Raw genomic sequence first — 25,912 nt, 5'->3', positions numbered from 1 at the left:
CGGCATGCGTGCACGCTGCCCGAGTTCGTCAGAACCAAGACTCAAACTGTCCCACGTCGGACCCCTGCCCGACGATGGACAGCGGCATCTTCGCCACCCCACCGGGGGCGGTGATGACGCCGTCGGCCTTGCCATCGGCGTCGTACTCGCCCCCATCGGTAATCGAGAAGTCGAGCCTGAGTCGATCGCCCTCCAGTTCCATCTTGCCGCCATAGGGATCGCTGGCCAGGTTCACCCAGACTCCGTGGCCGTCCTTCCTCCAATAACCGTTGATTCCCAACGTCGGATCCACGTACAGGCTGAAGGCCTCACTGTGGCCTCGGGCCAGCAGCACCCGGAAGCTGGTAAGCCCGATGGGCATTTGCATCTCCTGGGACAGATTCAGCGGCGAGTCCTTCTGAACCAGGCTGGTGATGCGCACACTGCTGTCGGGGTCGATTTTTCCGCCCTTGCTGCAAGCCACCAGGGTCACCGGGGTGTACGGCGCATTTCCGGGGTTGCTTTCTGCCGTCGGGCTCAGGATGAAACGGGTCGACGTCACAGCGGATTGCGTACTGTCCGCGATGCCATCGCCATTGCCGTCACCAACCGCGTTCAAGGAACCGGCGATTCCGGGAGCATCGTCTTCCACGACATCGACTATGTTGTCGCGGTCAGTGTCCTTGCTCTTGTCCAGCCCTCCGAGTGGGTGTGCGGACCGGGTATCGATCGTGTAGTTATCGCTACTGGCTTGGCCCACTCCGGCGTTGCCTGCGGCGTCGCTCACCCCCGTCATCTCCATGCGGATCACATTGCTCGCGGCGTTGACGTTGGCCGTGGGCGTAAAGACCGCCGTCCAGGTGATTCCACCGTCGGTGCTGCTCAGTTGACCCAGCGTTCCGTTGGCGTCGCTCAGGTCGATGTCCCTGGCATCAAAATCATCGACCGCTTCGCTAAAGGTGAAGGTGACGATGGTGGCCTCGTCAAGCGTCAGGGAGGTGTTGGCCAGCGTAATGCTGTTGAGCGTGGGCCCCGTGGTGTCGGCTAGTCCGGGCGCCAGTCCCGTTCCAGGCGCCGGTGCTGGTCCAGGGGTCAGCCCCGCTCCAACCACCGGTCCCGGCCCAGGCGCCGGTGCCGGTCCAGGGGTCAGTCCCGCTCCAACCACCGGTGCCGGTCCAGGCGCCGGTGCCGGTCCAGGCTCCGGCATCGTGGATTCGCCAGTTGGAAAGCTGTCCACTCTTTGGTTCACCATGCCGCCCGCAGCATTGCCTGCCGTGTCCAGCGTGGCGCTATCACCACCGGCCATGCGGGATGTGTGGGGGGCGTAGGAAACAGTCACCGTCTGGCCATACTCCACGGCAGAGGTCAGCATCAGCGTGACCGTTTTGGCCGTTGCGTTCACGGAGACTTCGGTAACGGAGTTGACCACGCCGTTCACGAGCACCGTGAAGGCTCTGGTGGGCGCCTTGTGGTTTGCGTCCAGCGCAGTCTCTTCGGTGTAGGTAAACACCAATTGGTTTCCCTTCACCTTGGCGCTGTGCAGCACAGGCGCAATGGTGTCGACGACGTAGTTGGCACTGGCGAGGCCGTTGACGACGATGGCCGCGTTGTTGACTTCATCCTTTACGTTGTCGAGGTTGCGCACGCGAATGGTGTTGCCGATCACCGTGGTATTGGCCGCCGGGGTCAGGGTGCCGGTCCAGATCCGACCGTCGGGACTGCGCGTCAGCGCGCTGAGCGCGCCATTGGGCACGGTCAGGTGGTCCTTGGTAAAACCATCAACCGCTTCGCTAAAGCGGATGGTGACAGTGGCCTGGTCGCCGATTTTCAGCGCGGTGTCGTCGATCGTGATACTGAGCAGTTCGGGCGCCGTGCGGTCCAGGATGTAGGCAGCGCTGCTGGCGCTGGTCTGCAATGCATTTCCCGCCAGGTCGCGCACGCTGGCTGTGGCGGCGTTGAGCCTGATGTAGAAGTCTTTCCCTTTCTCGCCCGTAGCCGTCGGGGTCAGTGTGGCGGTCCAGGTCCTTCCGTCGGCGTTGGCCCTGAGATTGCTCAGCGTGCCATTGCCCACTGCGAGGTCTTCGAGCTCAAATCCAGTGACTCTCTCGCTGAACGCGATCGTGACCTCGGCCGTTTCTCCTGCTGCCAGCCGGTTGTCGCTGAGCGTAATGGTCGCCGTGGGCACCGTGTTGTCTACGCTGTAGCTCAGACCGGGCACGGTTACCGTATCAACGCCTGCGTTGCCCGCAACATCCATCACCCCTGCAAGGTTCACCGTGATGCCGTTGCCCGCGGCTGTTCCTGTGCCTCCGGCTATCGTGATCTCCCACGTGTCGCTGCTGCCGTCGGCGCCAGGGCTCACTGCGGTCACCGCGCTCACGCTGCCGCCGCCTGTGACCAGAGTCACGTCGTCCGTGCCAAAGCCCTTGACCGCTTCGTTGAATTTGATCGTGACGCTCGTCGTCGGCTGGTTTGGTCCAAGCACCGTATGGCTGATCGTTGGGTCGCTGGCGGCCAGTTGCGGTGCCATGCGATCCAGGGTGTATGCGGCGCTGCTGACGTTGGTCTGCAATGCGTTGCCCACCAAGTCGCGCACATTCGCTGTGGCGGCATTGAGCGTGACGTTGAACTCGGTTCCTTCGACGCCCGTGGCCGTTGGGGTCAGCGTGGCGGTCCAGGTCCGGCCTCCGTCGCTGCTGCTGAAATCGCTCAGCGTGCCGTTGCCCACGGTAAGGTCGCTGCGATCGAAACCGCTGACTTTTTCGCTGAATTGAACGGTGACCCCGAGCGTTTCTCCGATCGCCAGTCGGTTGTCGCTAAGCGTGATCGTCGCCGTGGGTACCGTGTTGTCTACGCTGTAGCTCAGGCCCGGCACGGTTACCGTGTCAACGCCTGCGTTGCCCGCAATATCGCGCACCCCCGCAAGGTTCACCGTGATGCCGTTGCCCGCGGCTGTTCCTGTGCCTCCGGCTATCGTGATCTCCCACGTGTCGCTGCTGCCGTCTGCGCCAGGGCTCACTGCGGTCACCGCGCTCACGCTGCCGCCGCCTGTGGCCAGGGTCACGTCGTCCGTGCCAAAGCCCTTGACCACTTCGCTGAATTTGATCCTGACGCTCGTCGTTGGCTGGTCGGGTCCAAGCGCCGTATGGCTGATCGTTGGGTCGCTGGCGGCCAGTTGCGGTGCCACGCGGTCCAGGGTGTATGCGGCGCTGCTGACGTTGGTCTGCAATGCGTTGCCCACCAGGTCGCGCACGTTGGCGTTCGCGGCATTGAGCGTGACGTGGAACTCGGTTCCTTCGGCGCCCGTGGCCGTCGGGGTCAGCGTGGCCGTCCAGGTCCTTCCGTCAGCGTTGGCCCTGAGATTGCTCAGCGTGCCATTGCCCACTGCAAGGTCTTCGAGCTCAAATCCAGTGACTCTCTCGCTGAACGCGATCGTGACTTCGGCCGTTTCTCCTGCTGCCAGTCGGTTGTCGCTTAGCGTGATCGTTGCCGTGGGCACCGTGTTGTCGATGCTGTAGCTCAGGCCCGGCACGGTTACCGTATCAACGCCTGCGTTGCCCGCAATATCGCGCACCCCTGCAAGGTTCACCGTGATGCTGTTGTCCACAGATGTCCCTGTGCCCCCGGCTATCGTCACCTGCCAGGTGTCGCTGCTGCCGTCTGCGCCCGGGCTCACTGCGGTCACCGCGCTCACGCTGCCGCCAGTCAAGGTTACGTCGTCTATGCCAAAGCCCCCGACCGCTTCGCTGAATTTGATCGTGACGCTCGTCGTCAGCTGGTCGGGTCCAAGCGCCGTATGGCTGATAGTTGGGTCGGCGGCCAGCTGCGGTGCCATGCGGTCCAGGGTGTATGCGGCGCTGCTGACGTTGGTTTGCAATGCGTTGCCCACCAGGTCGCGCACATTCGCTGTGGCAGCATTGAGCGTGACGTGGAACTCGGTTCCTTCAGCACCGCTGGCCGTCGGGGTCAGCGTGGCCGTCCAGGTCCTTGCGTCGGCGTTGGCTCTGAGATTGCTCAGCGTGCCATTGCCCACTGCAAGGTCTTCGAGCTCAAATCCAGTGACTCTCTCGCTGAACGCGATCGTGACCTCGGCCGTTTCTCCTGCCGCCAGCCGGTTGTCGCTTAGCGTGATCGTCGCCGTGGGCACCGTGTTATCTATGCTGTAGCTCAGGCCCGGCACGGTTACCGTGTCAACGCCTGCGTTGCCCGCAACATCCATCACCCCTGCAAGGTTCACCGTGATGCCGTTGCTCGCGGCTGTTCCGGTACCCCCGGCTATCGTCACCTGCCAGGTGTCGCTGCTGCCGTCTGCGCCCGGGCTCACTGCGGTCACCGCGCTCACGCTGCCGCCAGTCAAGGTTACGTCGTCTATGCCAAAGCCCCCGACCGCTTCGCTGAATTTGATCGTGACGCTCGTCGTCAGCTGGTCGGGTCCAAGCGCCGTATGGCTGATCGTTTGGTCGCTGGCGGCCAGTTGCGGTGCCACGCGGTCCAGGGTGTATGCGGCGCTGCTGACGTTGGTCTGCAATGCGTTGCCCACCAGGTCGCGCACGTTGGCGTTCGCGGCATTGAGCGTGACGTGGAACTCGGCTCCTTCGACGCCCGTGGCCATTGGGGTCAGCGTGGCCGTCCAGGTCCTTCCGTCGGCGTTAGCCCTGAGATTGCTCAGCGTTCCGTTGCCCACTGCAAGGTCTTCGAGCTCAAATCCAGTGACTCTCTCGCTGAACGCGATCGTGACCTCGGCCGTTTCTCCTGCCGCCAGCCGGTTGTCGCTTAGCGTAATGCTTGCCGTTGGCACCGTGTTATCTATGCTGTAGCTCAGGCCCGGCACGGTTACCGTGTCAACGCCTGCGTTGCCCGCAATATCCATCACCCCTGCAAGGTTCACCGTGATGTCGTTGCTCGCGGCTGTTCCGGTTCCCCCGGCTATCGTTACCTGCCAGGTATCGCTGCTGCCGTCTGCGCCAGGGCTCACTGCGGTCACCGCGCTCACGCTGCCACCGCCTGTGGCCAGGGTCACGTCGTCCGTGCCAAAGCCCTTGACCGCTTCGCTGAATTTGATCGTGACGCTCGTCGTCGGCTGGTCGGGTCCAAGCGCCGTATGGCTGATAGTTGGGTCGGCGGCCAGCTGCGGTGCCATGCGGTCCAAGGTGTATGCGGCGCTGCTGACGTTGGCTTGCAATGCGTTGCCCACCAGGTCGCGCACATTCGCTGCGGCAGCATTGAGCGTGACGTGGAACTCGGCTCCTTCGGCGCCCGTGGCCGTCGGGGTCAGCGTGGCCGTCCAGGTCCTTGCGTCGACGTTGGCCCTGAGATTGCTCAGCGTCCCATTGCCCGCTGCGAGGTCTTCGAGCTCAAATCCAGTGACTCTCTCGCTGAACGTAATCGTGACCTCGGCCGTTTCTCCTGTCGCCAGCCGGTTGTCGCTGAGCGTGATGGTTGCCGTGGGCACCGTGTTATCTACGCTATAGCTCAGGCCCGGCACGGTCGTCGTACCAACGCCTGCGTTGCCCGCAATATCGCGCACCCCTGCAAGGTTCACCGTGATGCCGTTGCTTGCGGCTGTTCCTGTGCCCCCGGCTATCGTCACCTGCCAGGTGTCGCTGCTGCCGTCTGCGCCCGGGCTCACTGCGGTCACCGCGCTCACGCTGCCGCCAGTCAAGGTTACGTCGTCTATTCCAAAGCCCCCGACCGCTTCGCTGAATTTGATCGTGACGCTCGTCGTCGGCTGGTCGGGTCCAAGCGCCGTATGGCTGATAGTTGGGTCGGCGGCCAGCTGCGGTGCCACGCGGTCCAGGGTGTATGCGGCGCTGCTGACGTTGGTCTGCAATGCGTTGCCCACCAGGTCGCGCACATTCGCTGTGGCGGCATTGAGCGTGACGTTGAACTCGGTTCCTTCGGCACCCGTGGCCATGGGGGTCAGCGTGGCCGTCCAGGTCCTTCCATCGGCGTTGGCCCTGAGATTGCTCAGCGTCCCATTGCCCGCTGCAAGGTCTTCGAGCTCAAATCCAGTCACTCTCTCGCTAAACGCAATCGTGACCTCGGCCGTTTCTCCTGCCGCCAGCCGGTTGTCGCTTAGCGTAATGCTTGCCGTTGGCACCGTGTTATCTATGCTGTAGCTCAGACCCGGCACGGTTGCCGTGTCAACGCCTGCGTTGCCCGCAATATCCATCACCCCTGCAAGGTTCACCGTGATGCTGTTGCTCGCGGCTGTTCCGGTTCCCCCGGCTATCGTCACCTGCCAGGTGTCGCTGCTGCCGTCTGCGCCCGGGCTCACTGCGGTCACCGCGCTCACGCTGCCTCCGCCTGTGGCCAGGGTCACGTCATCCGTGCCAAAGCCCTTGACCGCTTCGCTGAATTTGATCGTGACGCTCGTCGTCGGCTGGTCGGGTCCAAGCGCCGTATGGCTGATCGTGTGGCCGCTGGCGGCCAGCTGCGGTGCCACGCGGTCCAGGGTGTATGCGGCGCTGCTGACGTTGGTTTGCAATGCGTTGCCCACCAGGTCGCGCACATTCGCTGTGGCAGCATTGAGCGTGACGTGGAACTCGGCTCCTTCGGCGCCCGTGGCCGTCGGGGTCAGCGTGGCCGTCCAGGTCCTTCCATCGGCGTTGGCTCTGAGATTGCTCAGCGTCCCGTTGCCCACTGCAAGGTCTTCGAGCTCAAATCCAGTGACTCTCTCGCTGAACGCGATCGTGACCTCGGCCGTTTCTCCTGCTGCCAGTCGGTTGTCGCTGAGCGTAATGCTTGCCGTGGGCACCGTGTTATCTATGCTGTAGCTCAGGCCCGGCACGGTTGCCGTGTCAACGCCTGCGTTGCCCGCAATATCCATCACCCCTGCAAGGTTCACCGTGATGCCGTTGCTCGCGGCTGTTCCTGTGCCTCCAGTTATCGTCACCTGCCAGGTGTCGCTGCTGCCGTCTGCGCCCGGGCTCACTGCGGTCACCGCGCTCACGCTGCCGCCGCCTGTGGCCAGGGTCACGTCATCCGTGCCAAAGCCCTTGACCGCTTCGCTGAATTTGATCGTGACGCTCGTCGTCAGCTGGTCGGGTCCAAGCGCCGTATGGCTGATCGCTTGGTCGCTGGCGGCCAGTTGCGGTGCCATGCGGTCCAGGGTGTACGCGGCGCTGCTGACGTTGGTTTGCAATGCGTTGCCCACCAAGTCGCGCACATTCGCTGTGGCGGCATTGAGCGTGACGTTGAACTCGGCTCCTTCGGCGCCCGTGGCCGTTGGGGTCAGCGTGGCCGTCCAGGTCCTTGCGTCGGCGTTGGCCCTGAGATTGCTCAGCGTCCCGTTGCCCACTGCAAGGTCTTCGAGCTCAAATCCAGTGACTCTCTCGCTGAACGTAATCGTGACCTCGGCCGTTTCTCCTGTCGCCAGCCGGTTGTCGCTGAGCGTGATGGTTGCCGTGGGCACCGTGTTATCTACGCTATAGCTCAGGCCCGGCACGGTCGTCGTACCAACGCCTGCGTTGCCCGCAATATCGCGCACCCCTGCAAGGTTCACCGTGATGCCGTTGCTTGCGGCTGTTCCTGTGCCCCCGGCTATCGTCACCTGCCAGGTGTCGCTGCTGCCGTCTGCGCCCGGGCTCACTGCGGTCACCGCGCTCACGCTGCCGCCAGTCAAGGTTACGTCGTCTATTCCAAAGCCCCCGACCGCTTCGCTGAATTTGATCGTGACGCTCGTCGTCGGCTGGTCGGGTCCAAGCGCCGTATGGCTGATCGCTTGGTCGCTGGCGGCCAGTTGCGGTGCCATGCGGTCCAGGGTGTACGCGGCGCTGCTGACGTTGGTTTGCAATGCGTTGCCCACCAAGTCGCGCACATTCGCTGTGGCGGCATTGAGCGTGACGTTGAACTCGGCTCCTTCGGCGCCCGTGGCCGTTGGGGTCAGCGTGGCCGTCCAGGTCCTTGCGTCGGCGTTGGCCCTGAGATTGCTCAGCGTCCCGTTGCCCACTGCAAGGTCTTCGAGCTCAAATCCAGTGACTCTCTCGCTGAACGCGATCGTGACCTCGGCCGTTTCTCCTGCCGCCAGTCGGTTGTCGCTGAGCGTGATCGTCGCCGTGGGCACCGTGTTATCTATGCTGTAGCTCAGGCCCGGCACGGTTACCGTGTCAACGCCTGCGTTGCCCGCAATATCGCGCACCCCTGCAAGGTTCACCGTGATGCCGTTGCTCGCGGCTGTTCCTGTGCCCCCGGCGATCGTCACCTGCCAGGTGTCGCTGCTGCCGTCTGCGCCCGGGCTCACTGCGGTCACCGCGCTCACGCTGCCTCCGCCTGTGGCCAGGGTCACGTCATCCGTGCCAAAGCCCTTGACCACTTCGCTGAATTTGATCCTGACGCTCGTCGTTGGCTGGTCGGGTCCAAGCGCCGTATGGCTGATCGTTTGGTCGCTGGCGGCCAGTTGCGGTGCCACACGGTCCAGGGTGTATGCGGCGCTGCTGACGTTGGTCTGCAATGCGTTGCCCACCAGGTCGCGCACGTTGGCGTTCGCGGCATTGAGCGTGACGTTGAACTCGGCTCCTTCGGCGCCCGTGGCTGTCGGGGTCAGCGTGGCCGTCCAGGTCCTTGCGTCGGCGTTGGCCCTGAGATTACTCAGCGTGCCATTGCCCGCTACGAGGTCTTCGAGCTCAAATCCAGTGACTCTCTCGCTGAACGCGATCGTGACCTCGGTCGTTTCTCCTGCCGCCAGTCGGTTGTCGCTGAGCGTAATGGTTGCCGTGGGCACCGTGTTGTCTACGCTATAGCTCAGGCCCGGCACGGTTGCTGTACCAACGCCGGCGTTGCCCGCAACATCCATCACCCCTGCAAGGTTCACCGTGATGCCGTTGCTCGCGGCTGTTCCGGTACCCCCGGCTATCGTCACCTGCCAGGTGTCGCTGCTGCCGTCGGCGCCCGGGCTCACTGCGGTCACCGCGCTCACACTGCCGCCAGTCGAGGTTACGTCGTCTATTCCAAAGCCCCCGACCGCTTCGCTGAATTTGATCGTGACGCTCGTCGTCGGCTGGTCGGGTCCAAGCGCCGTATGGCTGATAGTTGGGTCGGCGGCCAGTTGCGGTGCCATGCGGTCCAGGGTGTATGCGGCGCTGCTGACGTTGGTCTGCAATGCGTTGCCCACCAAGTCGCGCACATTCGCTGTGGCAGCATTGAGCGTGACGTTGAACTCGGCTCCTTCGGCGCCCGTGGCCGTCGGGGTCAGCGTGGCGGTCCAGGTCCTCCCATCGGCGTTGGCCCTGAGATTGCTCAGCGTGCCATTGCCCACTGCAAGGTCTTCGAGCTCAAATCCAGTGACTCTCTCGCTGAACGCGATCGTGACCTCGGCCGTTTCTCCTGCTGCCAGCCGGTTGTCGCTTAGCGTAATGCTTGCCGTTGGCACCGTGTTATCTATGCTGTAGCTCAGGCCCGGCACGGTTGCTGTACCAACGCCGGCGTTGCCCGCAACATCCATCACCCCTGCAAGGTTCACCTTGATGCTGTTGTCCACAGATGTTCCGGTGCCCCCGGCTATCGTCACCTGCCAGGTGTCGCTACTGCCGTCAGCTCCAGGGTTCACTGCCCTTACCTCGCTCACGCTGCCGCCAGTCAAGGTTACGTCGTCTATTCCAAAGCCCCCGACCGCTTCGCTGAATTTGATCGTGACACTCGTCGTTTGCTGGTTAGGTCCAAGCGCCGTATGGCTGATCGTGTGGCCACTGGCGGCCAGCTGCGCCGCCATGCGGTCCAGGGTGTATGCGGCGCTGCTGACGTTGGCTTGCAATGCGTTGCCCACCAGGTCGCGCACATTCGCCGTGGCGGCATTGAGTGTGATGTGGAACTCGGTTCCTTCGACGCCCGTAGCCGTCGGGGTCAGCGTGGCCGTCCAGGTCCGGCCTCCGTCGCTGCTGCTGAAATCGCTCAGCGTGCCGTTGCCCACGGTGAGGTCGCTGCGATCGAAACCGCTGACTCTTTCGCTGAATTGAACGGTGACCCCGAGCGTTTCTCCGATCGCCAGCCGGTTGTCGCTTAGCGTAATCGTCGCCGTGGGCACCGTGTTATCTACGCTATAGCTCAGGCCCGGCACGGTCGTCGTACCAACGCCGGCGTTGCCCGCAATATCGCGCACCCCTGCAAGGTTCACCGTGATGCCGTTGCTCGCGGCTGTTCCTGTGCCCCCGGCTATCGTCACCTGCCAGGTGTCGCTGCTGCCGTCTGCGCCTGGGCTCACTGCGGTCACCGCGCTCACACTGCCGCCAGTCAAGGTTACGTCGTCTATTCCAAAGCCCCCGACCGCTTCGCTGAATTTGATCGTGACGCTCGTCGTCGGCTGGTCGGGTCCAAGCGCCGTATGGCTGATAGTTGGGTCGGCGGCCAGCTGCGGTGCCATGCGGTCCAGGGTGTATGCGGCGCTGCTGACGTTGGCTTGCAATGCGTTGCCCACCAAGTCGCGCACATTCGCTGTGGCAGCATTGAGCGTGACGTGGAACTCGGCTCCTTCGGCGCCCGTGGCCGTCGGGGTCAGCGTGGCCGTCCAGGTCCTTCCGTCGGCGTTGGCCCTGAGATTGCTCAGCGTCCCATTGCCCGCTGCAAGGTCTTCGAGCTCAAATCCAGTGACTCTCTCGCTGAACGCGATCGTGACTTCGGCCGTTTCTCCTGCCGCCAGCCGGTTGTCGCTGAGCATGATGGTTGCCGTTGGCACCGTGTTGTCTACGCTGTAGCTCAGACCGGGCACGGTTACCGTATCAACGCCTGCGTTGCCCGCAATATCCATCACCCCCGCAAGGTTCACCGTGATGCCGTTGCTTGCGGCTGTTCCTGTGCCCCCGGCGATCGTCACCTGCCAGGTGTCGCTGCTGCCGTCGGCGCCCGGGCTCACTGCGGTCACCGCGCTCACACTGCCGCCAGTCAAGGTTACGTCGTCTATTCCAAAGCCCCCGACCGCTTCGCTGAATTTGATCGTGACGCTCGTCGTTTGCTGGTTAGGTCCAAGCGCCGTATGGCTGATCGTTTGGTCGCTGGCGGCCAGTTGCGGTGCCACGCGGTCCAGGGTGTATGCGGCGCTGCTGACGTTGGCTTGCAATGCGTTGCCCACCAAGTCGCGCACATTCGCTGTGGCGGCATTGAGCGTGATGTGGAACTCGGTTCCTTCGGTGCCCGTGGCCGTCGGGGTCAGCGTGGCCGTCCAGGTCCTTCCGTCGGCGTTGGCCCTGAGATTGCTCAGCGTGCCATTGCCCACTGCAAGGTCTTCGAGCTCAAATCCAGTGACTCTCTCGCTGAACGTAATCGTGACCTCGGCCGTTTCTCCTGCTGCCAGCCGGTTGTCGCTTAGCGTAATGCTTGCCGTTGGCACCGTGTTATCTATGCTGTAGCTCAGGCCCGGCACGGTTACCGTGTCAACGCCTGCGTTGCCCGCAATATCGCGCACCCCTGCAAGGTTCACCGTGATGCCGTTGCTCGCGGCTGTTCCGGTACCCCCGGCGATCGTCACCTGCCAGGTGTCGCTGCTGCCGTCTGCGCCCGGGCTCACTGCGGTCACCGCGCTCACGCTGCCGCCAGTCAAGGTTACGTCGTCTATTCCAAAGCCCCCGACCGCTTCGCTGAATTTGATCGTGACACTCGTCGTTTGCTGGTCAGGTCCAAGCGCCGTATGGCTGATAGTTGGGTCGGCGGCCAGCTGCGGTGCCATACGGTCCAGGGTGTATGCGGCGCTGCTGACGTTGGCTTGCAATGCGTTGCCCACCAGGTCGCGCACATTCGCTGCGGCGGCATTGAGCGTGACGTTGAACTCGGCTCCTTCGGCGCCCGTGGCCGTCGGGGTCAGCGTGGCCGTCCAGGTCCTTGCGTCGGCGTTGGCCCTGAGATTGCTCAGCGTCCCATTGCCCGCTGCGAGGTCTTCGAGCTCAAATCCAGTGACTCTCTCGCTAAACGCAATCGTGACCTCGGCCGTTTCTCCTGTCGCCAGCCGGTTGTCGCTGAGCGTGATGGTTGCCGTGGGCACCGTGTTATCTACGCTATAGCTCAGGCCCGGCACGGTTGCCGTGTCAACGCCGGCGTTGCCCGCAACATCCATCACCCCTGCAAGGTTCACCGTGATGCCGTTGCTCGCGGCTGTTCCTGTGCCCCCGGCTATCGTCACCTGCCAGGTGTCGCTGCTGCCGTCTGCGCCCGGGCTCACTGCGGTCACCGCGCTCACGCTGCCGCCGCCTGTGGCCAGGGTCACGTCATCCGTGCCAAAGCCCTTGACCACTTCGCTGAATTTGATCCTGACGCTCGTCGTTGGCTGGTCGGGTCCAAGCGCCGTATGGCTGATCGTTTGGTCGCTGGCGGCCAGTTGCGGTGCCACACGGTCCAGGGTGTATGCGGCGCTGCTGACGTTGGTCTGCAATGCGTTGCCCACCAGGTCGCGCACGTTGGCGTTCGCGGCATTGAGCGTGACGTGGAACTCGGCTCCTTCGGCGCCCGTGGCCGTCGGGGTCAGCGTGGCCGTCCAGGTCCTTCCGTCAGCGTTGGCCCTGAGATTGCTCAGCGTGCCATTGCCCACTGCAAGGTCTTCGAGCTCAAATCCAGTGACTCTCTCGCTGAACGCGATCGTGACTTCGGCCGTTTCTCCTGCTGCCAGTCGGTTGTCGCTTAGCGTGATCGTTGCCGTGGGCACCGTGTTGTCGATGCTGTAGCTCAGGCCCGGCACGGTTACCGTATCAACGCCTGCGTTGCCCGCAATATCGCGCACCCCTGCAAGGTTCACCGTGATGCTGTTGTCCACAGATGTCCCTGTGCCCCCGGCTATCGTCACCTGCCAGGTGTCGCTGCTGCCGTCTGCGCCCGGGCTCACTGCGGTCACCGCGCTCACGCTGCCACCGCCTGTGGCCAGGGTTACGTCGTCCGTGCCAAAGCCCTTGACCGCTTCGCTGAATTTGATCGTGACGCTCGTCGTCAGCTGGTCGGGTCCAAGCGCCGTATGGCTGATCGTTTGGTTGCTGGCGGCCAGCTGCGGTGCCATGCGGTCCAGGGTGTATGCGGCGCTGCTGACGTTGGCTTGCAATGCGTTGCCCACCAGGTCGCGCACATTCGCTGTGGCAGCATTGAGCGTGACGTGGAACTCGGCTCCTTCGGCGCCCGTGGCCGTCGGGGTCAGCGTGGCCGTCCAGGTCCTTCCGTCAGCGTTGGCCCTGAGATTGCTCAGCGTGCCATTGCCCACTGCAAGGTCTTCGAGCTCAAATCCAGTGACTCTCTCGCTAAACGCGATCGTGACCTCGGCCGTTTCTCCTGCTGCCAGCCGGTTGTCGCTGAGCGTAATGCTTGCCGTAGGCACCGTGTTGTCTACGCTATAGCTCAGGCCCGGCACGGTTGCTGTACCAACGCCGGCGTTGCCCGCAACATCCATCACCCCTGCAAGGTTCACCTTGATGCTGTTGTCCACAGATGTTCCGGTGCCACCGGCTATCGTCACCTGCCAGGTGTCGCTGCTGCCGTCAGCTCCAGGGTTCACTGCCCTTACCTCGCTCACGCTGCCGCCAGTCAAGGTTACGTCGTCTATTCCAAAACCCCCGACCGCTTCGCTGAATTTGATCGTGACGCTCGTCGTTTGCTGGTCAGGTCCAAGCGCCGTATGGCTGATCGTGTGGCCGCTGGCGGCCAGCTGCGCCGCCATGCGGTCCAGGGTGTATGCGGCGCTGCTGACGTTGGTCTGCAATACGTTGCCCACCAAGTCGCGCACATTCGCCGTGGCGGCATTGAGTGTGATGTGGAACTCGGTTCCTTCGACGCCCGTGGCCGTTGGGGTCAGCGTGGCGGCCCAAGTCCGGCCTCCGTCGCTGCTGCTGAAATCGCTCAGCGTGCCGTTGCCCACGGTGAGGTCGCTGCGATCGAAACCGCTGACTCTTTCGCTGAATTGAACGGTGACCCCGAGCGTTTCTCCGATCGCCAGGCGGTTGTCGCTAAGCGTGATCGTCGCCGTGGGCACCGTGTTATCTATGCTGTAGCTCAGGCCCGGCACGGTTACCGTATCAACGCCTGCGTTGCCCGCAATATCGCGCACCCCTGCAAGGTTCACCGTGATGCCGTTGCTCGCGGCTGTTCCTGTGCCCCCTGCTATCGTCACCTGCCAGGTGTCGCTGCTGCCGTCTGCGCCCGGGCTCACTGCGGTCACCGCGCTCACACTGCCGCCAGTCAAGGTTACGTCGTCTATTCCAAAGCCCCCGACCGCTTCGCTAAATTTGATCGTGACGCTCGTCGTTGGCTGGTCAGGTCCAAGCGCCGTATGGCTGATAGTTGGGTCGGCGGCCAGCTGCGGTGCCATGCGGTCCAGGGTGTATGCGGCGCTGCTGACGTTGGTCTGCAATGCATTGCCCACCAGGTCGCGCACATTCGCTGTGGCAGCATTGAGCGTGACGTTGAACTCGGCTCCTTCGGCGCCCGTGGCCGTCGGGGTCAGCGTGGCCGTCCAGGTCCTTCCATCGGCGTTGGCTCTGAGATTGCTCAGCGTCCCGTTGCCCACTGCAAGGTCTTCGAGCTCAAATCCAGTGACTCTCTCGCTAAACGCAATCGTGACCTCGGCCGTTTCTCCTGCCGCCAGTCGGTTGTCGCTAAGCGTGATCGTCGCCGTGGGCACCGTGTTATCTATGCTGTAGCTCAGGCCCGGCACGGTCGTCGTGTCAACGCCTGCGTTGCCCGCAATATCGCGCACCCCTGCAAGGTTCACCGTGATGCTGTTGTCCACAGATGTTCCGGTTCCCCCGGCTATCGTCACCTGCCAAGTGTCGCTGTTGCCGTCTGCGTCCGGGCTCACTGCGGTCACCGCGCTCACACTGCCACCGCCTGTGGCCAGGGTCACGTCGTCCGTGCCAAAGCCCTTGACCACTTCGCTGAATTTGATCGTGACGCTCGTCGTCAGCTGGTCGGGTCCAAGCGCCGTATGGCTGATCGTTTGGTTGCTGGCGGCCAGCTGCGGTGCCACGCGGTCCAGGGTGTATGCGGCGCTGCTGACGTTGGCTTGCAATGCGTTGCCCACCAGGTCGCGCACATTCGCTGCGGCGGCATTGAGCGTGACGTGGAACTCGGCTCCTTCGGCGCCCGTGGCCGTCGAGGTCAGCGTGGCCGTCCAGGTCCTTGCGTCGGCGTTGGCCCTGAGATTGCTCAGCGTCCCATTGCCCGCTGCGAGGTCTTCGAGTTCAAATCCAGTGACTCTCTCGCTGAACGTAATCGTGACCTCGGCCGTTTCTCCTGTCGCCAGCCGGTTGTCGCTGAGCGTGATGGTTGCCGTGGGCACCGTGTTATCTACGCTATAGCTCAGGCCCGGCACGGTCGTCGTACCAACGCCTGCGTTGCCCGCAATATCGCGCACCCCTGCAAGGTTCACCGTGATGCCGTTGCTTGCGGCTGTTCCTGTGCCCCCGGCTATCGTCACCTGCCAGGTGTCGCTGCTGCCGTCTGCGCCCGGGCTCACTGCGGTTACCGCGCTCACACTGCCACCGCCTGTGGCCAGGGTCACGTCGTCCGTGCCAAAGCCCTTGACCACTTCGCTGAATTTGATCGTGACGCTCGTCGTCAGCTGGTCGGGTCCAAGCGCCGTATGGCTGATCGTTTGGTCGCTGGCGGCCAGCTGCGGTGCCATACGGTCCAGGGTGTATGCGGCGCTGCTGACGTTGGTTTGCAATGCGTTGCCCACCAAGTCGCGCACATTCGCTGTGGCGGCATTGAGCGTGATGTGGAACTCGGTTCCTTCGGTGCCCGTGGCCGTCGGGGTCAGCGTGGCCGTCCAGGTCCTTCCGTCGGCGTTGGCCCTGAGATTGCTCAGCGTCCCATTGCCCGCTGCGAGGTCTTCGAGCTCAAATCCAGTGACTCTCTCGCTGAACGCAATCGTGACCTCGGCCGTTTCTCCTGCCGCCAGTCGGTTGTCGCTAAGCGTGATCGTCGCCGTGGGCACCGTGTTATCTATGCTGTAGCTCAGGCCCGGCACGGTCGTCGTACCAACGCCTGCGTTGCCCGCAATATCCATCACCCCTGCAAGGTTCACCGTGATGCCGTTGCTCGCGGCTGTTCCGGTACCCCCGGCGATCGTCACCTGCCAGGTGTCGCTGCTGCCGTCTGCGCCCGGGCTCACTGCGGTTACCGCGCTCACACTGCCACCGCCTGTGGCCAGGGTCACGTCGTCCGTGCCAAAGCCCTTGACCGCTTCGCTGAATTTGATCGTGACACTCGTCGTTTGCTGGTCAGGTCCAAGCGCCGTATGGCTGATCGTGTGGCCGCTGGCGGCCAGCTGCGCCGCCACGCGGTCCAGGGTGTATGCGGCGCTGCTGACGTTGGTCTGCAATACGTTGCCCACCAGGTCCCGCACATTGGCGTTCGCGGCATTGAGCGTGACGTGGAACTCGGCTCCTTCGGCGCCCGTGGCCGTCGGGGTCAGTGTGGCCGTCCAGGTCCTTCCGTCAGCGTTGGCCCTGAGATTACTCAGCGTGCCATTGCCCACTGCAAGGTCTTCGAGCTCAAATCCAGTGACTCTCTCGCTGAACGCGATCGTGACCTCGGCCGTTTCTCCTGCCGCCAATCGGTTGTCGCTGAGCGTAATGGTTGCCGTGGGCACCGTGTTATCTACGCTGTAGCTCAGGCCCGGCACGGTCGTCGTACCAACGCCTGCGTTGCCCGCAATATCCATCACCCCTGCAAGGTTCACCGTGATGCCGTTGCTCGCGGCTGTTCCTGTGCCCCCGGCGATCGTCACCTGCCAGGTGTCGCTGCTGCCGTCTGCGCCCGGGCTCACTGCGGTCACCGCGCTCACACTGCCACCGCCTGTGGCCAGGGTCACGTCGTCCGTGCCAAAGCCCTTGACCACTTCGCTGAATTTGATCGTGACGCTCGTCGTCAGCTGGTCGGGTCCAAGCGCCGTATGGCTGATCGCTTGGTCGCTGGCGGCCAGTTGCGGTGCCATGCGGTCCAGGGTGTACGCGGCGCTGCTGACGTTGGTTTGCAATGCGTTGCCCACCAAGTCGCGCACATTCGCTGTGGCGGCATTGAGCGTGACGTTGAACTCGGCTCCTTCGGCGCCCGTGGCCGTTGGGGTCAGCGTGGCCGTCCAGGTCCTTGCGTCGGCGTTGGCCCTGAGATTGCTCAGCGTCCCGTTGCCCACTGCAAGGTCTTCGAGCTCAAATCCAGTGACTCTCTCGCTGAACGCGATCGTGACCTCGGCCGTTTCTCCTGCCGCCAGTCGGTTGTCGCTGAGCGTGATCGTCGCCGTGGGCACCGTGTTATCTATGCTGTAGCTCAGGCCCGGCACGGTTACCGTGTCAACGCCTGCGTTGCCCGCAATATCGCGCACCCCTGCAAGGTTCACCGTGATGCTGTTGCTCGCGGCTGTTCCGGTTCCCCCGGCTATCGTTACCTGCCAGGTATCGCTGCTGCCGTCGGCGCCCGGGCTCACTGCGGTCACCGCGCTCACACTGCCACCGCCTGTGGCCAGGGTCACGTCGTCCGTGCCAAAGCCATTGACCGCTTCGCTGAATTTGATCGTGACGCTCGTCGTCAGCTGGTCGGGTCCAAGCGCCGTATGGCTGATCGTTTGGTTGCTGGCGGCCAGCTGCGGTGCCACGCGGTCCAGGGTGTATGCGGCGCTGCTGACGTTGGCTTGCAATGCGTTGCCCACCAGGTCGCGCACATTCGCTGCGGCGGCATTGAGCGTGACGTGGAACTCGGCTCCTTCGGCGCCCGTGGCCGTCGGGGTCAGCGTGGCCGTCCAGGTCCTTCCATCGGCGTTGGCCCTGAGATTGCTCAGCGTGCCATTGCCCACTGCAAGGTCTTCGAGCTCAAATCCAGTGACTCTCTCGCTGAACGCAATCGTGACCTCGGCCGTTTCTCCTGCCGCCAGTCGGTTGTCGCTAAGCGTGATCGTCGCCGTGGGCACCGTGTTATCTATGCTGTAGCTCAGGCCCGGCACGGTTACCGTGTCAACGCCTGCGTTGCCCGCAATATCGCGCACCCCTGCAAGGTTCACCGTGATGCTGTTGCTCGCGGCTGTTCCGGTTCCCCCGGCTATCGTTACCTGCCAGGTATCGCTGCTGCCGTCGGCGCCCGGGCTCACTGCGGTCACCGCGCTCACACTGCCACCGCCTGTGGCCAGGGTCACGTCGTCCGTGCCAAAGCCATTGACCGCTTCGCTGAATTTGATCGTGACGCTCGTCGTCAGCTGGTCGGGTCCAAGCGCCGTATGGCTGATCGTTTGGTTGCTGGCGGCCAGCTGCGGTGCCACGCGGTCCAGGGTGTATGCGGCGCTGCTGACGTTGGCTTGCAATGCGTTGCCCACCAGGTCGCGCACATTCGCTGCGGCGGCATTGAGCGTGACGTGGAACTCGGCTCCTTCGACGCCCGTGGCCGTCGGGGTCAGCGTGGCCGTCCAGGTCCTTGCGTCAGCGTTGGCCCTGAGATTGCTCAGCGTGCCATTGCCCACTGCAAGGTCTTCGAGCTCAAATCCAGTGACTCTCTCGCTGAACGCAATCGTGACCTCGGCCGTTTCTCCTGCCGCCAGCCGGTTGTCGCTGAGCGTAATGGTTGCCGTTGGCACCGTGTTATCTATGCTGTAGCTCAGGCCCGGCACGGTTGCTGTACCAACGCCGGCGTTGCCAGCAATATCCATCACCCCCGCAAGGTTCACCGTGATGCCGTTGCTCACGGCTGTTCCTGTGCCTCCAGTTATCGTCACCTGCCAGGTGTCGCTGCTGCCGTCTGCGCCCGGGCTCACTGCGGTCACCGCGCTCACGCTGCCGCCAGTCAAGGTTACGTCGTCTATTCCAAAACCCCCGACCGCTTCGCTGAATTTGATCGTGACGCTCGTCGTTGGCTGGTCGGGTCCAAGCGCCGTATGGCTGATCGCTTGGTCGCTGGCGGCCAGTTGCGGTGCCATGCGGTCCAGGGTGTATGCGGCGCTGCTGACGTTGGTTTGCAATGCGTTGCCCACCAGGTCGCGCACATTCGCTGCGGCGGCATTGAGCGTGACGTGGAACTCGGCTCCTTCGGCGCCCGTGGCCGTCGGGGTCAGCGTGGCCGTCCAGGTCCTTGCGTCGGCGTTGGCCCTGAGATTGCTCAGCGTCCCGTTGCCCACTGCAAGGTCTTCGAGCTCAAATCCAGTGACTCTCTCGCTGAACGCGATCGTGACCTCGGCCGTTTCTCCTGCCGCCAGTCGGTTGTCGCTGAGCGTGATCGTCGCCGTGGGCACCGTGTTATCTATGCTGTAGCTCAGGCCCGGCACGGTTACCGTGTCAACGCCTGCGTTGCCCGCAATATCGCGCACCCCTGCAAGGTTCACCGTGATGCCGTTGCTCGCGGCTGTTCCTGTGCCCCCGGCGATCGTCACCTGCCAGGTGTCGCTGCTGCCGTCTGCGCCCGGGCTCACTGCGGTCACCGCGCTCACGCTGCCGCCAGTCAAGGTTACGTCGTCTATTCCAAAGCCCTTGACCGCTTCGCTGAATTTGATCGTGACGCTCGTCGTCGGCTGGTCGGGTCCAAGCGCCGTATGGCTGATCGTTTGGTTGCTGGCGGCCAGCTGCGGTGCCATGCGGTCCAGGGTGTATGCGGCGCTGCTGACGTTGGCTTGCAATGCGTTGCCCACCAGGTCGCGCACATTCGCTGCGGCGGCATTGAGCGTGACGTTGAACTCGGCTCCTTCGGCGCCCGTGGCCGTCGGGGTCAGCGTGGCCGTCCAGGTCCTTGCGTCGGCGTTGGCCCTGAGATTGCTCAGCGTCCCATTGCCCGCTGCGAGGTCTTCGAGCTCAAATCCAGTGACTCTCTCGCTGAACGTAATCGTGACCTCGGCCGTTTCTCCTGCTGCCAGCCGGTTGTCGCTGAGCGTGATCGTCGCCGTGGGCACCGTGTTATCTATGCTATAGCTCAGGCCCGGCACGGTTACCGTGTCAACGCCTGCGTTGCCCGCAATATCGCGCACCCCTGCAAGGTTCACCGTGATGCTGTTGCTCGCGGCTGTTCCGGTTCCCCCGGCTATCGTTACCTGCCAGGTATCGCTGCTGCCGTCGGCGCCCGGGCTCACTGCGGTCACCGCGCTCACGCTGCCGCCAGTCAAGGTTACGTCGTCTATTCCAAAGCCCCCGACCGCTTCGCTGAATTTGATCGTGACGCTCGTCGTTTGCTGGTTAGGTCCAAGCGCCGTATGGCTGATCGTTTGGTCGCTGGCGGCCAGTTGCGGTGCCACACGGTCCAGGGTGTATGCGGCGCTGCTGACGTTGGCTTGCAATGCGTTGCCCACCAGGTCGCGCACATTCGCTGTGGCAGCATTGAGCGTGACGTGGAACTCGGCTCCTTCGGCGCCCGTGGCCATGGGGGTCAGCGTGGCCGTCCAGGTCCTTCCGTCGGCGTTGGCCCTGAGATTACTCAGCGTGCCATTGCCCACTGCAAGGTCTTCGAGCTCAAATCCAGTGACTCTCTCGCTGAACGCGATCGTGACCTCGGCCGTTTCTCCTGCCGCCAGTCGGTTGTCGCTGAGCGTAATGGTTGCCGTGGGCACCGTGTTGTCTACGCTGTAGCTCAGACCCGGCACGGTTGCCGTGTCAACGCCTGCGTTGCCCGCAATATCGCGCACCCCTGCAAGGTTCACCGTGATGCCGTTGCTCGCGGCTGTTCCTGTGCCCCCTGCTATCGTCACCTGCCAAGTGTCGCTGTTGCCGTCTGCGTCCGGGCTCACTGCGGTCACCGCGCTCACACTGCCACCGCCTGTGGCCAGGGTCACGTCGTCCGTGCCAAATTCCTTGACCACTTCGCTGAATTTGATCGTGACGCTGGTCGTTGGCTGCACGGGCCCAAGCGCCGTGTGGCTGATCGTGTGGCCGCTGGCGGCCAGCTGCGGCGTCACACGGTCCAGGGTGTACACGGCGCTTCTGGCGAAAGGCCAGAGTGCGTTGCCCACCAAGTCACACACGGCGCCGTAGTTGGTCCCCATCCAGATGTGGAAGTCGGTCCCTTGCTCTCCGGTGGCAGTCGGGGTCAGTGTGGCAGTCCAGGTCAGGCCGTCGGCACTGGTTCTGAGATTGCTCAGACTGCCGTCGTCCGCCAAGATTTGGGAGAGGTTAAAGCCGGTGACTCTTTCGCTGAATTGGACAGTGACCTCTGCTGTTTCTCCGGCCGCGAGCCGGTAGTCGCTGAGTGTGATGGTGGCGGTGGGCGGTATGTTGTCGACGTCGTAGCGGATGCCGGGGACGGTCGCCGTCCTCACGCCCGCGTTGCCCGCGACATCGATCACACCACGGAGGTTCACCCTGACGCTGTCGTCGTTCTTCGCAGCAACGCCTCTCGCCGGGGCCTGTATCGTGACCCGCCAGGTGTCGCTGCGGCCGCCGGCGCCGGGGTTCACGGCGGTCACTTCGCTCACGCTGCCGCCGCCTGGCTCCAGGATCACGTCTTCCGTGCCAAAGCCCTTGACCGCTTCGCTGAATTGGATGGTGGTGATCGCTGGCTGGCCGGGACCGATGAGGGTATGGTCGATCGTGTGGCCGGTGGCGGCCAGTTCGGGCGGTGTGGTGTCTGGTGTCTCGTTGCGCACCGGCGAATTCGTGAAGCTGGCCGCGTCGTTGCCGGCAGCGTCCTGCGTGGCGCTGGTGTCGTCGCCGGTCGTGGGGTCGGCGTAGGAGACGCTGACCGTATCACCATGCGCCACGGCGCTGCTCAGCGTCAGCGTCACGGTCTTGGCCGCTGTGTTCACGGTGACGGTGGTGACGGCGTTGGCGTTGGCGTTGGCGTTGGCGTTGGTGCGCACCGTGAAGGCATTCGGAGCCGCCTTGTTGATCGCGTCCAGCGTGGTCACTTCGGTGTAGGTCAGCACCAGTTGGCGACCATTGACCATGGCGCTCGCGAGCGCGGGCCGCACGGTGTCGACGCTGTAGTTGCTGCTGCTGACGATGCCGTCCAATGCACCCGGTGCGTCTGCGGGGGCCTCGCCCGAGTTGCCCGCCAAGTCGGTCACCTGGAACATTTCCAGGGTGATTTCATTGTCGCGCGCCGTGGTGTTGGCTGCCGGGGTCAGGGTGAAAGTCCAGGTCCGGCCGTCGGTGCTGCGGGTCGGTGCGCTGAGCGTGCCATGGGACGCACTCACGGCGTTTTCCACGCCTTCCACGGCTTCGGTGAAGGTGATGCGGACAGTGGCTGTCTCCCCCTGTCTGAGGGTGGTGTCGGCAGTGTCGGAGTAGATGATCGTGATGCCGTCCGGGGCCAGTTGGGGCAACGTGGTATCGATGCTGTAGACGGCCTGGATGCTGCTCGTTGGTTCCGCGGCCGTATTGCCTGCAAGGTCCTGTACACCCACGAGATTTCTCACGCGGATGATGTTGTTATGCGCCGTGGCCACGTCATTCGGTGTCAGGTCGGCGAGCCAGATGGGCTTGTCGATCTGGCGCCGCAGGTTCGTCAGCCTGCCGTTCTCCACGGCAACGTTGCCCGCAGTGAGGCCGAACACTTCTTCGCTGAAGATGAACTTGACGGTGGTCATTTCGCCCCGTCTGAGGGTGTTGCGTTCGATCAAGATGTTCATCAACCGGGGCGCGTCGGTGTCTGGTGTCTCGTTCTCCACGTCCCGTGCCGTGAAACTGGCCGCTTCGTTGCCCGAAGCGTCCTGCGTGGCGTTGACGTCGTCGCCGGCCGTGGGGTCGGTATAGGCGACAGTGACACTATCGCCATGCACCACGGCCGCGGTCAGCGTCAGCTTGACGGTCCCAGCTATTGCGTCCACGGTGACGGCGGTGACGGCGTTGGCGCTGCCATTGACGCGCACCATGAAGGCGCTCGGCTCCGCTTTGTGGGTCGCGTCCAGCGGGAACGTATCGGTGTAGCGCAGCACCAACTCGCTTGCGTTGACCTCGGCGCTCTCCAGCACGGGCGCCGTGGTATTGCGTGTCACGTTTCCCACTGTCCGTGCCGTGAGACTGGTCGCGTCGTTGCCCACAATGTCCTGCGTGGCATTGGCGTCGTTGCCGGCCGTGGGGTCGGTGTAGGCAACAGTGACACGATCGCCATACGCCACGGCCGTGGTCAGCGTCAGCTTGACGGTCCTGGCCATTGCGTCCACGGTGACGGCAGTGACGGCGTTGGCGCTGCCATTGACGTGCACCGTGAAGGCATCGGGAGCCGCTTTGTTGCGCGCGTCCAGCAGGGACGTGTCGGTGTAGCGCAGCACCAACTGGATTCCGTTGACCGTAGCGCTCTCGAACACGGGCGCCACGGTGTCTCGTGTCTCGTTTTCCACGACCTGGGCCATCAAGCTGGCCGCGTCGTTGCCCGCAACGTCCTGCGTGGCGTTGACGTCGTTCCTGCCCGTGGGGTCGGTGTAGGTGACACTGACCCTGTCGCCATGCGCCACGGCTCTGGTCAGCGTCAACGTGACGGTCTTGGCCACCGCGTCCACGGTGACGGTGGTGACGGCGTTGGCGCTGCCATTGGCGCGCACCGTGAAGGCATTCGGAGCCGCTATGTTGTACGCATCCAGCGGGGACGTGTCGGTGTAGCGCAGCACCAACCGGGTTCCGTTGACCGTGGCGCTCTCGAGCACGGGCGCCATGGTGTCTGGTGTCTCGTTTGTCACGCCGTGGGGCGTCAAGCTGCCCACGTCGTTGCCCGCAATGTCTTGCGTGGCGCTGACGTCGTCGTCGTCCGTGGGGTCGGTGTAGGAGACACTGACCACGTCACCATGCGCCACGGCTCTGGCCAGCGTCAACAGGACGGTCTTGGCCGTTGCGTCCACGGTGACGGTGGTGACGATGTTGGCGCTGCCATTCACGCGCACCGTGAAGGCATTCGGGTCCGCTTTGTTGCGCTCGTCCAACGGGGACGTATCGGTGTAGCTCAGCACCAACTGGTCGCCGTGGACCGTGGCGCTCGCGAACACAGGCGCCGCGATGTCTGTGGTCCTGTTTTCCACTGGCCGTGCCGTGAAACTGACCGCGTCGTTGCCCGCAGCGTCCTGCGTGGCGTTGGCGTCGTTGTTCGCCGTGGGGTCGGTGTAGGTGACGGCGACCACATCGCCATACACCGCAGCCGTGGCCAACGTCAAGGTGACGGTCTTGGCCGTTGCGTCCACGGTGACGGCGGTGACGGCGTTGGCGTTGCCATTGACGCGCACCGTGAAGGCATTCGGGTCCGCTTTGTTCCCCGCGTCCAGCGTCGACGTGTCGGTGTAGCTCAGTACCAATTGGTTGCCGTTGACCGTGGCGCTCGCGAGCACGGGTACCGCGGTGTCTGGTGTTTCGTTTTCCACGGGCCGTGCCGTGAAACTGGCCGCGTCGTTGCCCACGGCGTCCTGCGTGGCGTTGATGTCGTCGCCGGTTGCGGGATTGTTGGAGACAGGTGTCGTGGGGTCGGTGTAGGCGACAGTTACCACATCACCGTGTGCCACGGCTCTGGACAGTGTCAGCGTGACGGTCTTGGCCACGGCGTTCACGGTCACGGTGGTGACGAGCGTCGCAGCGTTCCCGATGAGCACCGAGAAGGCACCGGGTGGCGCCTTGTTCGTCGCGTCCAGCGTGCTTGCTTCGGTGTAGTAGAGCACCAACTGCTCACCGCTGACCGTGGCGCGCTCGAACACGGGTCGCACGGAGTCGACTATGTAACTGGGGTTGGTGAAGTCGTTGGCGAGTGCAGCGGTTTGTCCTGCCTCATTCCTCACACCGATGAGGTTGCGTACGATGATGGTGTTGCCGTCAGCGGTGACGCCGCTTGACGGGCGCAGGCGGCCTATCCAGATCCGGGAGTCATCGGGAATCCGCATCAGGCTGGTGATGTAGCCATTGGGCACGATCAGGTTGCGCAAGGAGAAGCCGTCCACCGCTTCGCTGAAGGTGAAGGTAATGACAGGCCGGCTGCCGATTTTCAGCACGGTATTGTCGATCTCAATGCTGAGCAATCGGGGCGCCGTGGCGTCTGGTGCCATGTTGTTGCTCACCGACCAGGCCGAGAAACTCCCCGCGTCGTTGCCCTGCTGGTCCTGCGTGGCGTTGGCGTCGTCATTCGCCGAGGGGTCGGTGTAGGAGACGCTGACCGTCGCGCCATATTCCACGGCACGGGTCAGCGTCAGCGTGACGGTCTTGGCCACGGCGTCCACGGTGACGGCGGTGACGGCGTTGGCGGCGCCATCGACGTTCACCTCAAAATTTGCGCCGACCGCTGTGTGGGCCGCGTCCAGCGGGTTGGCTGCGGTGTAGTTGAGCACCAACTGGTTGCCGTTGACCGCGGCGCTGCTCAGCATGGGCCCCGTGCCGGCTGGTGTGTCGTTTCGCACCGGCTGGGCCGTGAAACTGGCCGCGTCGTTGCCGACAGCGTCCTGCGTGGCTCTGCTGTCGTCGCCGGTCGTGGGGTCGGCATAGGAGACGGTTACCGTATCGCCATGCCCCACCGGGCGGGCCAGCGTCAGCGTGACGGTCTTGGCCACGGCGTTCACGGTGACGATGATGACCGCGTTGGCGGTATTCCCAACGAGCACCGTGAATGCGTCGGGGGTCGCCTTTTGGTTTGTTTCCAAACCGAACGAGCTGGCTTCGGTATAGCTGAGCACCAACCGGTTTCTATTCACCGTGGCGCCGTTCAGCACCGGCCTCTCGGTGTCGATGATGTAGTTTTCGCTGCTGAAATCTCTGGCGAGCGTGGCGTTGTTCCCGGCAGCGTCTCGTACGCCGTCGAGATTGACCACGCTGATGGCGTTCGTCTCAGCGACGATGTTGGCCGTCGGGGTCAGTCGGGCGTTCCAGATCTGGCCGCCACCACGGGAACGCAAATCGCTGAGCGTGCCATTGGGCACGGTCAGGTGCGCTACGGTGAGGCCGGTCACCGGTTCGCTGAACTGGAGTTCGACATCGAAAACCTCGCCGATCGCCGCAGCGGGGTGCATGATCAAGAGGCCGTTCCTGATGCGCAGCAACTGGGGCGGCGTGGTATCTGCCTGGGTGTCGCGGCTCACCGGACTGGTATGGGTGTCGTTGTTCAT

1 protein-coding gene is annotated in these 25,912 nt (G+C 63.8%); it reads right to left on the bottom strand.

What is annotated here, in order from left to right; genetic code table 11:
* Positions 1-28: 28 nt before the first annotated feature.
* Complete coding sequence (locus D5041_RS14800) at positions 29-25,912, bottom strand: Ig-like domain-containing protein (protein WP_265285036.1); 25,884 nt, start codon at positions 25,910-25,912, stop codon at positions 29-31.

Source organism: Verminephrobacter aporrectodeae subsp. tuberculatae, assembly GCF_026127385.1.
In the GTDB taxonomy this organism is placed as follows: Bacteria; Pseudomonadota; Gammaproteobacteria; order Burkholderiales; family Burkholderiaceae_C; genus Acidovorax; species Acidovorax aporrectodeae.
Note: the sequence above shows the minus strand (reverse complement) of the source record. Positions and strands in the feature narration are given on the sequence as shown.

What these genes read in the sequence shown, in the direction of transcription:
- D5041_RS14800 (WP_265285036.1), bottom strand. Translation starts at nt 25,912, where the DNA reads ATGAACAACGACACCCATACCAGTCCGGTGAGCCGCGACACCCAGGCA.